The 13,998-nt window shown below is 71.3% G+C and carries 16 protein-coding genes; 4 read left to right on the top strand and 12 right to left on the bottom strand.

The features are described 5' to 3' along the window. The first annotated feature begins 2 nt into the window (after positions 1 to 2). Genes AB0J64_RS22925 through AB0J64_RS22935 form a run of 3 tightly spaced genes read left to right on the top strand, consistent with a single transcriptional unit; the run spans position 3 to position 2,774 of the window. A complete protein-coding gene (locus tag AB0J64_RS22925) occupies positions 3 to 1,382 on the top strand; it encodes an Ada metal-binding domain-containing protein (protein ID WP_344996911.1) in 1,380 nt (459 codons plus the stop codon). Then, positions 1,379 to 1,891 carry a methylated-DNA--[protein]-cysteine S-methyltransferase gene (locus tag AB0J64_RS22930; RefSeq protein WP_364029966.1) on the top strand — a complete coding sequence of 171 codons (513 nt, stop codon included), beginning with the start codon at positions 1,379 to 1,381 and terminating at the stop codon, positions 1,889 to 1,891. The genes AB0J64_RS22925 and AB0J64_RS22930 overlap by 4 nt, the downstream gene beginning before the upstream one ends. A gap of 31 nt (positions 1,892 to 1,922) precedes the next feature. Further along, positions 1,923 to 2,774 carry a hypothetical protein gene (locus tag AB0J64_RS22935; protein ID WP_364029969.1) on the top strand — a complete coding sequence of 284 codons (852 nt, stop codon included), beginning with the start codon at positions 1,923 to 1,925 and terminating at the stop codon, positions 2,772 to 2,774. A gap of 51 nt (positions 2,775 to 2,825) precedes the next feature. Here AB0J64_RS22935 and AB0J64_RS22940 read toward each other — a convergent pair whose 3' ends face one another. Then, positions 2,826 to 3,977 (bottom strand): MFS transporter, encoded by a 1,152-nt coding sequence (locus AB0J64_RS22940; protein ID WP_364029972.1) that lies wholly within the window; start codon positions 3,975 to 3,977, stop codon positions 2,826 to 2,828. Between the two features lie 90 nt (positions 3,978 to 4,067). On the opposite strand from AB0J64_RS22940, the gene AB0J64_RS22945 reads away from it, so the two are divergent. Continuing rightward, on the top strand, positions 4,068 to 4,502 hold the full coding sequence (locus AB0J64_RS22945) for a MarR family transcriptional regulator (protein ID WP_364029975.1): 435 nt from the start codon (positions 4,068 to 4,070) through the stop codon (positions 4,500 to 4,502). On the opposite strand, the gene AB0J64_RS22950 is transcribed toward AB0J64_RS22945, so the two are convergent. From AB0J64_RS22950 to AB0J64_RS23000, 11 genes are all read right to left on the bottom strand, one after another. Continuing rightward, positions 4,492 to 5,415, bottom strand: coding sequence for a hypothetical protein (locus AB0J64_RS22950; RefSeq protein WP_364029978.1), 924 nt, complete (start codon positions 5,413 to 5,415; stop codon positions 4,492 to 4,494). The genes AB0J64_RS22945 and AB0J64_RS22950 overlap by 11 nt on opposite strands. Then, complete coding sequence (locus AB0J64_RS22955; protein ID WP_364029981.1) at positions 5,412 to 6,011, bottom strand: hypothetical protein; 600 nt, start codon at positions 6,009 to 6,011, stop codon at positions 5,412 to 5,414. The genes AB0J64_RS22950 and AB0J64_RS22955 overlap by 4 nt, the downstream gene beginning before the upstream one ends. Continuing rightward, on the bottom strand, positions 6,008 to 8,725 hold the full coding sequence (locus tag AB0J64_RS22960) for a BTAD domain-containing putative transcriptional regulator (RefSeq protein ID WP_364029984.1): 2,718 nt from the start codon (positions 8,723 to 8,725) through the stop codon (positions 6,008 to 6,010). The genes AB0J64_RS22955 and AB0J64_RS22960 overlap by 4 nt, the downstream gene beginning before the upstream one ends. A gap of 70 nt (positions 8,726 to 8,795) precedes the next feature. Beyond that, complete coding sequence (locus tag AB0J64_RS22965) at positions 8,796 to 9,200, bottom strand: flp pilus-assembly TadE/G-like family protein (RefSeq protein ID WP_364029987.1); 405 nt, start codon at positions 9,198 to 9,200, stop codon at positions 8,796 to 8,798. Then, complete coding sequence (locus AB0J64_RS22970) at positions 9,193 to 9,588, bottom strand: TadE/TadG family type IV pilus assembly protein (RefSeq protein ID WP_364029990.1); 396 nt, start codon at positions 9,586 to 9,588, stop codon at positions 9,193 to 9,195. Before AB0J64_RS22970 ends, AB0J64_RS22965 begins: the two co-directional genes overlap by 8 nt. After that, positions 9,585 to 10,013, bottom strand: a complete 429-nt coding sequence (locus AB0J64_RS22975; protein ID WP_364029993.1) for a TadE/TadG family type IV pilus assembly protein — start codon at positions 10,011 to 10,013, stop codon at positions 9,585 to 9,587. Before AB0J64_RS22975 ends, AB0J64_RS22970 begins: the two co-directional genes overlap by 4 nt. Beyond that, entirely contained in the window at positions 10,000 to 10,230 is a 231-nt protein-coding gene (locus AB0J64_RS22980; protein ID WP_364029996.1) for a hypothetical protein, read from the bottom strand. The genes AB0J64_RS22975 and AB0J64_RS22980 overlap by 14 nt, the downstream gene beginning before the upstream one ends. After that, positions 10,230 to 11,150, bottom strand: coding sequence for a type II secretion system protein (locus tag AB0J64_RS22985; RefSeq protein ID WP_364029999.1), 921 nt, complete (start codon positions 11,148 to 11,150; stop codon positions 10,230 to 10,232). Before AB0J64_RS22985 ends, AB0J64_RS22980 begins: the two co-directional genes overlap by 1 nt. Beyond that, positions 11,143 to 11,985, bottom strand: coding sequence for a type II secretion system F family protein (locus tag AB0J64_RS22990; protein ID WP_364030002.1), 843 nt, complete (start codon positions 11,983 to 11,985; stop codon positions 11,143 to 11,145). Before AB0J64_RS22990 ends, AB0J64_RS22985 begins: the two co-directional genes overlap by 8 nt. Positions 11,986 to 11,988: 3 nt before the next feature. Continuing rightward, the gene (locus AB0J64_RS22995; RefSeq protein WP_364030005.1) at positions 11,989 to 13,284 is read right to left on the bottom strand and encodes an ATPase, T2SS/T4P/T4SS family; all 1,296 of its coding nucleotides are present in this window, start codon (positions 13,282 to 13,284) and stop codon (positions 11,989 to 11,991) included. Continuing rightward, on the bottom strand, positions 13,281 to 13,997 hold the full coding sequence (locus AB0J64_RS23000; RefSeq protein ID WP_364030008.1) for a hypothetical protein: 717 nt from the start codon (positions 13,995 to 13,997) through the stop codon (positions 13,281 to 13,283). Before AB0J64_RS23000 ends, AB0J64_RS22995 begins: the two co-directional genes overlap by 4 nt. Between the last annotated feature and the right edge of the window lies 1 nt (position 13,998).

Below are 13,998 nucleotides of genomic sequence, written 5' to 3' on the forward strand. Positions count from 1 at the left end.
GCATGTCACCACTAGAGCTCGACTTCGACTCCTGCTACCGGGCCGTCTCAGCCAGAGACGCCCGGTTCGACGGGCGCTTCTACACGGCGGTGACGACGACGCGCATCTACTGCCGCCCGATCTGCCCGGCCCGCACACCCTCGTCCCGCAACGTGCGCTTCTACCGGCACGCGGCGTCGGCCGAGGCCGCCGGGTTCCGGCCGTGCAAGCGCTGCCGTCCCGAGCTCTCGCCCGGCGATCCCGGCTGGGACTTCCGCGGTGACCTGGTCGGCCGGGCGCTGCGGCTGATCGACGACGGGGCGGCCGACGACGACGGCGTCGCCGGGCTGGCCAAGCGGCTGCACATCACGGAGCGGCACCTGCACCGCCTGTTCGTGGCCGAGCTGGGCGTCGGACCGCTGGCGGTCGCGCGGACGAAGCGGCTGCTGCTGGCCAAGCAGCTGCTGACGGAGACGGGGCTGCCGGTCACCGAGGTGGCGTTCGCGTCGGGGTTCGGGAGCGTCCGGCAGTTCAACGCGACCATGCGGGAGACGTACGGCTTCACGCCGAGCGAGCTGCGTGCGACGGCGGGGCCCCGGGTGTCCGACGCCGCGCTCCGGGTCCGGCTGCACCGGCGGGAGCCGTACGACGTGGAGGGGGTCTTCGCGTTCCTCGCCTCCCGTGCCATCCCCGGGCTGGAGGAGGCGTCCCCCACGTCGTACGCGCGGGCCGTACCCGGTGGGACGATCACGCTCACACCGCGGCGCGACCACATAGCCCTGGACGTGGTGGTGGACGACACGCGGCAGCTCGCCCGCATCGTGGGGCGCTGCCGCCGGCTGCTCGACCTCGACGCCGACCCCGGCGCCATCGCGGAGGTCCTCGGCGAGACCTCGCTCGGCCCCCTGGTGGCGGCCCGTCCGGGGCTGCGGGTGCCGGGGGCGTTCGACGGCTTCGAGCTGGCCGTACGCGCGGTCGTGGGTCAGCAGATCTCGGTGGCCGGCGCCCGCACCATCCTCGGCCGCATCGTCGCGAAGGCCCCCGGCCCCCTCTTCCCCACTCCCGCCGAGCTCCTCGACACCGACCTCACCGGCCTGGGCCTGACGAACCGCAGGATCGCCACGCTCAAGCACCTGGCCGACCGCCTGGCGATCGGCCAGATCGACCTGGACGGCGGCCAGGACCCCGCCGAGGCGGTGGCGGCCCTGCTCGACGTCCCCGGCATCGGCCCGTGGACGGCCAGCTACATCGCGCTGCGGGCGCTCCGCGACCCGGACGCGTGGCCCGCGGGCGACCTCGTGCTCAGGAAGCGCATGGCCTGCCTGGGCATTCCCGACGACCACATCGAGCGGTGGCGGCCCTGGCGGGCCTACGCCGCCCTGCATCTTTGGAGCTCATCATGATCGCTGCCCAGCTCGTACCGACCCCCGTGGGGCCGCTGTCCCTGCTGTCCCGCGAGGGGGTGCTGGTGGCGGCCGGCTTCACGGCCGACCCCAAGGAGATGTTCGTCCGCCTCACGCCCGCCCTGCAGGCGGAGGGCCTGGAGGTCGTGGACGATCTCGGGCCCGCAGTCTCGGCGGTCCAGGCGTACCTGGGCGGAGACCTGGACGCCCTGGACGCGATCCCGGTCTCCCAGCCGGGCACGCCCACCCGCAAGCGCCTCCACCAGGCGCTGCGCGAGGTCAAGGCCGGGACCACCGTCTCGTACGCCGAGCTCGCCGAACGGGCCGGCCTGCCCCGGACGGCCGCACGGGCGGCCGGGTCCGCCTGCGCGCAGAACCTGATCGCGCCCTTCGTGCCGTGCCACCGGATCCTGCCCAGCAGTGGGGGATATGGCGGGTACTACTACGGCGTACCGGTGAAGGAATGGCTGATTGCCCATGAAACCGGAGGAATCACCAACACAGAGTAATCGATCTACAACATTCGGTAATGTGTTCGCCATGCCGACGCAGGAACACGAGTTCCTCATAGAACTCGTACGCCAGCGCCCGTCTCTCGTCACTACCCTGCTGGCCGAGATGGGCGTCTCCATACCCCCCTTCCAAGAGGCCCAGCTGGGTAATTGCGACTTCACCAGCTTCAGGCCGACCGAATACCGGGCCGATTCGGTCGTCCTGCTGACGAAGGACAGCAAGCCAGTGTCAGCGGTCGTGCTGGAGGTCCAACGCGAATACGACAAGCGGAAACGCTGGTCCTGGCCCGTCTATCTCGCGACTCTCCGCGCCCGCCAGAAGTGCCCAGCGTTACTCCTGGTCTTCTGCGACAACCCGGAGACAGCCCGCAAGCACACGGAACCCATCGATATGGGGCATCCGGGTTGGGTGCTACACCCGATCGTCATCGGCCCAGGCGAGGTACCCGTGATCACCGACCTGGCCTGGGCCATCGAGGAGCCCGCACTCGCCACGCTTTCGGCCATCGTGCACAGCCAGTCCGAGTCAGGCCTCAAGGTAGTTCAAACACTCCTCTACGCAGTCGAGCGTAAGCCCAGCGAGATGAAAGACTACGCTGAGATTGCGTTCCCGCTTCTACCCGAGTCAATGCTGCCCAAGGTTAGGGAGTTCGTGATGACCATGGCACCTGCGTCCAGAAGCGAACTGCTTCTCGAATGGGTCGCCGAAGGCGAGGCCAAGGGCGAGGCCAAGTCGATCCTCCTCGTCCTGGAGGCGCGCGGCATCCACGTCCCCGACGAGGCACGGACACGCATCACCGAGTGCACCGACCTTGACACCCTCGAGGCCTGGATCCGCAAGGCCGTCACAGCCACCAGAGTCGACGAATTGTTCGACTGAGCCGAGCCGATCAGGGCCGGCGCGGCACTCCGCGCCAGCCCTGGCCCCTGGTCAGGCGGGCACCAGGCGGCGGGCCTGGATGCCCGCCGCTCCCGCCACCGCCAGCCCCACCAGGCCCAGCAGGGCGGCGGCCCAGGCGGGAGCCGTGTAGCCGAGGCCGGCGTCGATGGTGAGGCCCGCCGCGAAGGAGCCGATCGCGTTGCCCAGGTTGAAGGCGCCGATGTTGGCCGCCGAGGCGAGGGTCGGTGCCCCGGCGGCGGCGTCCAGGACGCGGGTCTGCAGGGGCGGGACCGTGGCGAAGGCGGCCACGCCGAAGAGCGTGATGGTGATCACGAAGGCCGCCTGGCTCCCCGACACCAGGGCGACCGCCACGGCCAGGAGGGTGAGAAGGGCGACCGAGCCATAGATGCTGGGCATGATCGCCCGGTCCGCCAGCTTGCCGCCGACCAGGTTGCCCACCACCAGGCCGACCCCGAACAGGGCCATGACCACGGGCACCGCTCCGGGCGAGAAGCCGCCCACACCGGTCATGATGGGCGCGATGAACGTGATGACGGCGAAGACCGGCGCGAAGCCGAAGACGGTCATCGCCAGGGCCAGCCAGACGCCGGGCTTGCGGAACGTCGACAGCTCCCGCAAGACGCCGCCGGACGGGCGCGGCTGTCGAGGCACGAGGGCCAGGACGCCGGCGAACCCGGCCACGCCGATGGCGACCACGACCCAGAACGTGGCCCGCCAGCCGAACGCCTGACCGATCCAGGTCCCCAGGGGCACGCCCAGGACGTTCGCGAGTGTCAGGCCGGTGAACATCAGGGCGATGGCGCTGGCCCGCTTCTGCGGCGCCACCAGGTCGGCGGCGACCACCGAGCCGATTCCGAAGTACGCGCCGTGCGCGAAAGCGGACAGGAAGCGCCCGATCATCAGCACCGCGTACGAGGGCGCCAGGGCCGACAGCAGGTTCCCCACGATGAACAGCACCATCAGCGACAACAGCATGGTCTTGCGCGACAACCGCCCGCCGAGCATGGTCAGCGGCGGCCCGCCGACCGCCACGCCCAGGGCGTATCCGGACACGAGCAGCCCGGCGGCCGGGATCGTCACGCCGAAGTCGGCCGCCACCTCCGGCAGCAGCCCGTTGATGATGAACTCCGTGGTCCCGATGCCGAAGGCGCTGATCGCGAGGGCGAACAGGGCGAGAGGCATAGACTACTCCTCAGACGACGTTAGTAAGCGTGGACATTATTTGCACACGCCGACTAACTGACCATACAAGGATGCCGGGGAGGCTGTCACATGCCCCTAGCCGATGACGCCGTGGAGGCGCGCGCCCAGGGCTGGCGCACGCTCGCGGCGTTGCACGCGAAAATCGAGGACAGGCTGGAGAAAGCGCTCCAGAAGGAGCACGAGCTGAGTGTGAGCGAATACACAGTGCTGGACGCGCTCGCCAGGCAGGACGGCTGGCACATGCGCATGCAGCAGTTGTCCAGGGCCGTCGTGCTCAGCCAGAGCGCCACGACACGGCTGGTCACCAGGCTGGAGAACCGCGGCCTGCTCAGGCGTTACCTGTGCGAGGACGACAGGCGCGGCATCTACTCGGAGGTCACGCAGGCCGGGTTCGAGCTGCTCGGCCGGGCAGGTCCCACGCACGACGCCGTGCTGAAGGAGGTCCTGGACGAGGCGGCCGAGCAGCCCGAACTGGCCCCGCTGGTCGCGGTGGTCAGGGCTTGACGTTGCTCTGGATCTCGCCGACCGGCACGTCCCGGGTGCCACCGACCTGCACGGGCGCGAACTGGAACGGCACCACGTTGCCGGCCGCCTGGACCGGCCAGACGGTGGTGACGGTGAGCGTGTACTTCTCGCGCGGCTGGTCGATCGACGAGCGCAGGTAACGCACACCGCACGTGAACTCCGCGCCCTTGACGTACGGCTTGCCTGACGGCCCGCAGCCGTCCTCGCGCACCTCGGCCCGGTCCTTGCCGGTACCAGGGTCGATCTTGATGTCCTGCAGCGTCGCCACCAGGGTCACGCTCATGACGCCGGGGATCGACGCGGTGACCGTGCGGCGCGGCCGGCCGACGTTCTCCAGCCAGACATAGGTCGGCAGGTTGACGAAGCTCTTGGCGTCCGGGTTCAGCTTGACGGTGGGCTCCGGGACGGTCAGCGCGGCCCTGGCGATCTGCGCCAGCTGCTCGATCGTGATCCCGGACGGGGGCGTGACGTTCGGCGGCACGAAGATGAACAGCTCGAGGCCGCCCCAGCAGGCGGCGCCGTTCGGGTCGGCCTTGTTGTACGCGGGCACCCACCACCGGCCCGGCTTCCCCAGCTTGTCCTTGAACTGCTGCTCGAAGGCCAGGCGGCTCCCCTCCTCGATGCCCAGCCGGTTGGCCCGGTCGCGGCCCGTGCTGTGCAGCCGGTACATCTCCTCGGCGTTCAGGCTGGGTTCGTACCAGCACGGACGCGGAATGCGATAGCCGTCCCCCTTGCCGCCACCGGCGCCGTCACCAGAGATCTTGATGGTGTCGGTCGAAAGGTCCACGAACCTGGTGTTGCCGGCCCCACCTGCGTCGACGTCAACCTTGGGGGGATCTGTCGGAAAGAGCATCAGCGGCACCGCGAGCAGTATCGCGATCAAAGGTTTCATCGGGTGCATCTCTCTGTGGAGGTGATGTAGGACCTGATGCGCCACACCCCGTCGTCACCACGGTGAGTGACCACGCTCTGGCTGTAGGGGGTGCGCAGCCAATCGGGTTGAGGGGCGACGGCCTTGCCGGTGCGAGAAGAGATCATCCGCACCCCCGACTCATCCACACATGCGTTGACCTGGGCGCCCTTTCCCATCTGCGCGCTGACGCGCAGCTTGTAGAGCCGGCTCGTCCCCCGCAGCGAGCGTTCCTGATCGACGAGCTGGTTCACCCACTCCGACGCCTGCTCCTCGGCGTTGATCTCGAGATCGCGCCTGTAGCCGCGGGTGCCCTCCACGACGGCCTTGCGGGTGCCCACGTACTGGTCGACCATGACCTTCAGCAGCGGGTCGGGATCCGCGGGCCACTCCACCCGCACGCGCAGGCCCTCGCCGATGGCGATGGTCTGGGGGCCGGACGGCAGCGCCTTCTCCGCCGGTCCGGGACTCTCCGAGCCATTCGCTGAGGGCCTCTGCACCGGGGCGGGCGTGTACGCGCGCTCGGCCTGCCCGCAGCCGGCCAGGAGGACCGCCAAGAGCACCAGGACTCGTCTCATGCCGATGACTCCCTCACCACATGGATGCGCCACGTGGGCAGCAGTTCCTCGATCAAGGCCTCGGTCTCCGGGGCCATCCCGCCGCCGTACGGGTGCGAGGCCGCCCTGCGGGTCAGCCCCTCCACGACGGCGCGCAGCCGTACGACGTCCTCGGTCGCGTGCGTGGCCCGCAGCAGGTCGCGCCAGAGGCCCTCGTCGTCGGCAGCCAGCAGCAGCGCCGCGCGTACGGCCGCCACGGCGGCGTCCGGCTGGCCGTGCGCGAGCCTGAGCTCGCAGAGCCGGTGCGCCGCGTCGGCCACCTCGGCGGCCACGTCGTACTCCAGGTCCTCGGCCGCCAGCCAGGCGTACCTGCCCGGCTGGCGGCCGGTCAGCAGCGGGCCCCTGACCAGGCCGAGCGCCTTCTCCAGCAGGACGGCCCTGGCCGTCTGGTCGCCGTGCGAGCGGCGTACGAGCTCGCGGAACAGCGCCCAGTCCGTACGCACCTCGGGCCCCAGGCTCAGCCGGCCGGCCTCGTCGGTCAGCAGGTGGTCGGGCCCCAGCCATTCGGCGACCCTGGCGATCGTGGCGTCCCTCACCATGGCCTGCACGCCGCGCGGCCACAGCACCCCGCCGAGCACCGAGGGATGCACGCCGGCGGGATGGGTGGCCAGGTAGACCAGCAGCTCGGTGGCCAGCGCCATCCGGCCTTCCTCCAGCGGCCGCAGGCCCGTGACCTGGATGGGGCCGAGGATCCTGATCTCGACGGCGGGCTGGTGCAGCCCTTCCAGCGGCTCGGGCTCGGGGACGGGCTCGCCGTCGACCCGGTCGGCCGTGCGGAAGAGGTCGATCAGGGCCTGGTAGTGGCGGCGCGGCAGGAGCTGGGCCTGCACGTCGAAGCCCAGCTCGGCGATCCTGGCCCGGCCGTCGTCGCCGATCTCCAGCGTCCAGGTGGCGTGCGGCACCTCGCCCGCCAGGACGTACCCGGCGGTGTCCCTGCGGGCCAGCAGCGCGAGCCGCCTGGCCTCCTCATGCGTGGGCGCCACCGCCGACAGCAGGTAGTGGGCGTCGCGCGGACTGCCGGAGATGCGCCCGGTCAGCACCTCCCTGCGCGGCGCCGCGCTCGCCTCCAGCTCGGGCAGCACCTCGGCCAGGCCGCCCACGGCCCTGATCCGGTCGGGCGCGATGGCGGTCAGCTCCGCGCCGAACCCGACGAGAGTGATGCGCATGCGGTCGGACCAGCGGTTCGTGGCCAGCTCGACGGCGAGCGCGGCCAGCGCGGCAGTGGTCTGCGGGCCGCGCACGTTGATCAGGCCCTGCGCGGCCTCCAGGTCGATCAGCACGCGCCCGCTCGCGTCCGTGCCGATGGAGACCAGCCCCGGGTACGGCGCACCGCCCGGCTGGTCCTCCAAGAGACGGCCTTCGTGGGCGGGCAGCCGCCAGACCTGGCCGCCGTCCTGGGTCGTCCAGGGCGCGGGCGGGTTCTCGTCCGGCGGGTGGATCCACAGGTCGAGCGTGCGTGCCGACAGGTGTGCCCCGTACACGGTGGGCGGGGTGCGGTTCTGTGCGGCCAGCTCGGCGCCGAGCAGCCGCAGGCCGATGTCGAGGATGCGGGCGCCCGGTGCGTCGCCGCCCAGCCGGAGCGCGATCTCGGCCTGGGCGGCGTCGTCGCGCGGGCGTACGATCCTGCGGCCGAACATCCTGCGCCAGAGCTGCTCGCGCCGCCGCCTGGCCAGCACGAGGAGCAGGCCGGCGGCGGCCAGCGAGGCCGAGGCGAGGTAGTCGGTGAGGTCGGCCTGGCTCTCCTGGACGATGGGCCGCTGCTCGGCCCGCTGCTCCGGTGGCCGGTGCCTGGCCCCCGTCTTCTCCTCGGTCTTCTTCTCCGTCTTCTTCTCGACCCTCTTCTCGGCATGGTCGGTCTTCGAGCCGTGCTCGAGGTTGCGGTCCACGTGCGCTCTGCCGGGATACTCGCGCAGCGTCTCCTCGCGGGGCTGGTCGGCGGGGACGATGTGGACGTGCCTGGCGTCGTCCGGCATGTCGAGCACCCAGCCGGGCCTGATCAGGTCGGCCATGCGCAGGCGGCTGCCGTCCGGCTGCTCCTTCGCCTGGTTGAGCCGGTAGATCTCGGGATATCGGCGGCCGTCCCCGAGGCACTTCTCGGCGATCTCCCACAGGCTCTCGTGGTGCCGGCCGTGCGGGGGCTGCACCACGTACACCTTCTTGGTCTTGTTCGTCTCGAGCGTCTTCTCGACGATCGGCGCCGAGTACGCGACCGCCGTCACGGGCGGCGCGGCCGGGGTCGGCGCCAGCTTGACCAGCGGCGCGATCATCGCCCCTGTCGTGAACAGCAGCAGCACGGCGCCGACGAGCTTGTTGGCCAGCGCCTGCGTCCCGCCCGAGAGCGGCACGCGGGCGGGCATGCCGACCCTGCGGACCCCGGCGTACACCTCGACCAGGACGCACACGAAGAGCTGGAACCAGGCCAGCCACACCAGCAGCACCAGCACGGCCGTGATCGTGCTCGGGCCGACGCGGCTGGTGAGCAGGTCGAGGTCGAGCAGCTCGGGCGCGATCGGCGGGCCGACGAAGGTGAGCAGCGCGTACGGCACGCCGCCCACGAGCGCGACCAGCACGATCAGCGACGCGATCCCGGCGAGCACGTCACCCGCGCTGCGCCTGGCCTTGACGCGCACGGGCTTGTGACGTCCGTGCGGACGCGCTGGCTCTCGCGTCGCCATCGTCTCTCCCCTCCGCCGTCCAGCGTCGTGCCTGGTACGTGCGCCGATCCATTGAGTGGTGCGATTCGGTCTATCTCGCTTCGGGCGCGGCGACCGCCTGGCCGGTCATCTTGAAGTCCGGGAACCCGATCGCGCTCAGGAAGAACGCCTCCCCCCGCACCGACACGGTGACCGTCACCTGCGCCTGGTCCACGGTGCACTGGCCACGGGTCACGTCGTCGCCGCCCTGCGCCGCGACGATCTCGTCGGCCCTGGCGCACACCTGGTCCTCCCCGAGCAGCCGGGTCTGCCCGGTGGCACGGAGGTGGTCGACGTCGATCTGGTCGGCGCCGGCCCGCGCGGCCTGCTCGGCCACGTCGGCGGCGCGCAGCCGGGCGTTGATCGCCGCGCCGCCGTCCACGAGCAGCCCGGCCAGCAGGAACACGGCGACGGAGAAGAGCACGGTGAAGACCGACATCGACCCCCGCTCATTCATCGACCCTCCTGAACTGCTCGATCGGCACCACCGCCGTGCCGGTCATCTGCTTGGCGCCGCCGAACCCCAGGAAAGCGAGGTCCAGCTCACAGCTCACCTCGGCCTGGACCTGGCCGCCCTGCTCCCATGCGGAGCCGTCCAGCGACACGGACGGGGACCCGCAGGGGCCGGTCAGCGCGCTGTCGGCGACGGCCTTGGCGGCGGCCTCGGCTTCGTCGAACGAGCGCTGCACCGACGCGGCGCGGGCCGCGTCCCTGGCCGCCCCGTTGACCCGGCCCTGCGTCTCCACCAGCACCCCGGCTCCGGCCAGGAACATGAGGAACAGCAGGAAGACCGGGGCCAGCATCACGGTCTCCACGGCCATGGAGCCGCGCTCTCCCCCGCTCATGAGCAGTCCTCGCCGCCGTTGTCGGGGCGGAAGCACTCGACGGGCCCGCCCGCGGTGGCGGTGATCGTGAACGTCAGCTCGGGCAGGAGCGGGATCACCTGTACGGCGCTGCCGGTCACCGTGACGAAGCGCTCGTCAGGCTCCTTCTCGGACGTCGTGGCCGTGGCGCCCTGGAGGAGCTTCGGGCCGATGGCCTGGATGATGTCGGTGGCCTTCGCGGTGGCCTGGCCCGGCCAGTCACCCGAGTCGAAGGGCGCCGCCCTGGCCACACGCGCGCCCTCCTGGGCGGCCGCCTCCGCGACCTGGCGGGCGTGGAACCAGAGCGCGACCTGCACGATGAGCAGCGCGACCGTCAGGATGACCGGCATGAGGATGGCCAGCTCGATCACCGTCGCGCCCCGCTCGCCCCTTTTACGGGTTGTCACCGGCGCCGCCGCCACCGCCGAAGCTGCCTTGGATGTCGCTCTGCTTCTGCTCGACCAGCGTCTTGATCAACGTGGCCAGACCCAGCGCGACACCGGCGATGATGGCGGTGATGATCACCCACTCGACGGCGGAGGCGCCGCGGGTGGGAGCCGTGCGGGCGCGGTGGATGCGCACGCTCAGGTACGCGGTGAGATACACGATCCAGGGATGGTTCATCAGGACCCCAACATCTTCATTGCGGCGGGAAAACTGAGAAAAATCACGAAACCGGCGCAGAGCAGGAGCTGAGCGACGAGCATCGACTGCGACCGCTCGCCGGCCCTGCCCTCGATCTCCGCCAGCTCGCGGCGGCGCAGTGTGGCGGCCCTGGCCGTCAGCGACGCGCGTACCTTGGCGCCGTCGTCGGCCACCAGCCCCAGCGCGGCGGACAGGTCGCGCAGCTCGTCGACGTTGATCTCCTCGCCGAGCTGGCCGAGCGCCTGCCATGGAGTGATGCCGACGATCCTGGCGCCGCTGAGCGCGTCGCGGATGCGGCCCATCGCCCAGTTGGGCTGCTCGCCGCTGACCGAGACGGCCATCATGAGGGCCTCGGGGACGCCGCGGCCGCCGGCCAGGTTCATGGAGACGAGGTCGAGGAACGCCCCGACCACATGGCGGAAGTCGCGCCGCCTGGCCGCCGCGTCCTTGCGTACCTGAAGGTCGGGCAGGAAGAAGAAGACGAGCGCGACGAGCACGGCGGCCCAGAACGGGATGGCGAGCGAGGTGCCCCACTCCATGAGCACCAGCCAGCCGAGCAGCAGCGGGAAGGCCAGCAGGCCGCCGGCCGCCAGCAGCACCTTGCCGGCCAGGAACGCCTCGAACGAGCGGCCGAGCAGCGCCAGGTCGGCCCTGATCGACTTTGCTTCCCAGCCGCGGGCCCCGTACAGGCGGGCCAGCCGCTCGCCCAGGCTGCGGCGGAACGCGCTGACCTCCTCCTCGGGCAGCACGAGCTGGATGCGCGGGCCGCCCGCGTCCTCGCGCACGGCGTCGAGTGCCAGCAGCCGCGCCACCAGCCCTGGGCGGGCCGGGAAGAGCGCCCTCAGCAGCACGAACAGGCCGAGCCCGAGTACGGCTCCGCCCAGCGCGCCCTCAACCATCGCCGCCTCCTCCCATGAGCAGCCGCGTCGGCTTGTCGAACCTGGCCAGCCGCCTCATCCAGGCGAACCCGGCCCCGAACAGGCCGGCGACGACCACCAGGACGGCCTGGCCGAGGAAGCCCTCGTACTCGGCCACGTACGAGGGGTTGAACAGGATGAGCAGCCCGGCGAAGACCAGCGCGGTGATCACCACGATCTGGACGCTGCGCCTGGTCGCGCGGCGTTCGGCCTCGACGCGGCGGCGCATGTCGAGCTCCTCGCGGGCCGAGACGGCCAGCGCGCCCAGCACGTCGCGCAGGCCCGGGCCGCGCAGGCGGGAGTTGAGGATGAGCGCGGCCACCACGAGGTCGGCCGAGGGGTCGTCGAGCTCGTCCGCGAACAGCGCCAGGGCCTCGGGCAGCGCCATCCTGGTGTGCAGCCGGTCGATCATGGCGCGCAGGTGGGGCCTGAGCGTGGGCGCGGCGGCCCTGATGGACGACGGGATGGCCTGCTCGAGCCCGGCCGCGCCGGCGATCGTGTCGCGCAGGGACTCCGTCCAGGCGGCCAGTCCTTCGAGGCGGCGCATGGCGGCGCGCTCCTCGGCGGCCCCGCCCGACAGGCCGCGCCAGGCGAACACGAGCAGCACCGTGCCCGCCGCCATGACCGGCCAGCCCGTGATGATCAGGACGAGCCCGGCGGCCACGGCCGCCACCGCCGTGCGGGTGGTCAGCATCTTGATCAGGTGGCGCTTGGGCTGGGGCGGGCGGGGGCGCATGCCGTACAGGGACATGAAGAACAGGAAGAGGCCACCGCCGCCGAGAGCTCCCGCCAGCATCGCCAAGGGGTCGAGCAGCATGGCTCACCACCCCCCTGGCGTGTAGCCGTGGGCGGCGAGCTCTTCCAGGCAGGAGACCGGGGCGTGCGGGAGGGCGGTGCCGTCGGGGCCCGGCGCGAACACCTCGCTCGACAGGACGCGGCCGTCGCAGCCGTTGACCTCGCGGATGCTGGAGACGTAGCGGCGCAGGGTGCCGCCGACGTTGTAGTCGTTGCGCTTCGTGATGAAGACGACGAAGTCGATGGCGCCCGCGATGAGCATGTGGGTGGCGTCGATGGGGAGGCGTTCGCTGGCCTGCAGGGCGTAGGTGGAGATGCGGTTGAAGACCTCCATGCTGGAGTTGGCGTGGATGGTCGACAGGGAGCCGTCGTTGCCCTGGGTCATCGCGTTGAGCATGGTGACGATCTCGTCGCCGAGGACCTCGCCGACGATGACGCGGCTGGGGTTCATGCGGAGGGACCGCCTGACCAGCTCGGCCATGGAGATCTCGCCCTGGCCCTCGGAGTTGGGCAGGCGCTGCTCGAAGGCGACGACGTTGGGGTGGAGCTCGGGGAACTGGTCGAGGCCCAGCTCCAGGGCGCGCTCGACGGTGATGAGGCGCTCGCCGGGCGGGATCTCGTTGGCCAGGGCCCGCAGCAGGGTGGTCTTGCCGGCGTTGGTGGATCCGGCGATCATGATGTTCTTGCGGGCGGCGACGGCGGCCGTCAAGAACCTCGCGATATCCCGACTTATTGTGCCGTTGCCTGCTAAGTCGGACAGGAAGACCTTGCCGAGGCGGGCGCGGCGGATCGAGACCGCCGGCCTGACGGTGACGTCCATGACGGCGCTCAGCCGGGAGCCGTCGGGAAGGCGCAGGTCGAGCTGCGGGTTCGCGGTGTCGAACGGCCTGCTCGACAGGCCCGAGTACGCCGCCAGGATCTGGATGAGCTCGATCAGCTCGTCATCGGACTCGGCGACCGGGTCGTGCATGACCTCCTGGCCGTCGGCGTAGCTGACGAACACCTTGTCGCAGCCGTTGATGTCGATGTTCTCGACCTCGGGGTCGTCGAGCAGCGGCTGCAGCCTGCCCACCCCGAACAGCGCGGCGTGGATGCCGGCGGCGAGCGCCTCTTCCTCCTCGACCGTGGGCGGCGTGCGGCCGAGGCCGATCTCGTTGCGGGCGTGCTCCTCGAGCACCTGGGAGATCAGCGCCCTGGCGAACTGGCGCTCGTCCTCCCCCGTCATCGGAGGCAGGCCGTTGGCCTGGTCGAGCCGGCGCTGGTGGGCCAGGCGGTCGCCGACCTCCTGGCGGAAGCGCTTGACGAGCGAGTGGTCGATCATCGCTGGCTCACCAGCCTCGCCGCCAGGTCGCGTGCCGTACGGATGAGCAGCGAGCGGTCGAGGCGGCCGCCCCACTGGCCGCGCAGCAGCTCGGCGCCCTTGGGGTCGTACGCCAGGCCGTACACGTACGGGACGACCGGGCCGACGATCCTGCGCACGTCCTCGATGGAGGCGCGGTAGTTACGCGGGTCGGCGATCACGGCGACGCCGTGCGCCTTGGTGATCTGGAGGCGTTCGCGCAGGTGGGCGACGTGGTCGAGGGTGGCCCTGGTGAGCAGCACGACCTGCTCGGCCTCGGCGATCAGGTCGCCGAGCTGCGGGCTCGCGCCGAGTCGGCCGCAGTCGGCGATCACGTCGGCGTCCGGGATGGCGGCGAGCGACCTGCCCAAAGGCCCCCACAGCCAGGTGAGCCCGGCGGCCTGCTCGCTGTGCGTCAGCCCGAGCAGCACGTCGAGCCCTCCGACGATCTTCTGGGTGTGCTGGTGGATCTGGGCGGGCTCCAGCCCGCGCCGCGCCGTGGCGCCGAGCGTGAGCAGCCCCTTGCCGGGATTGAGCACGCCGCCGTCCACGGCCGGGAGCCGGTAGGCGAGGTCGCCGCCCGCGGGGTCGCATTCGGCCAGCAGCACGGGACGCGGCCACACCGCCGCCAGGGCCGTCGCCGCAGTGGTCACACCCGGCGCGCCCTTGTCGGCGGCCAGTACGATCAGCGCCACG

This window comes from Nonomuraea sp. NPDC049695, assembly GCF_040674955.1.
Lineage (GTDB): Bacteria > Actinomycetota > Actinomycetes > Streptosporangiales > Streptosporangiaceae > Nonomuraea > Nonomuraea helvata.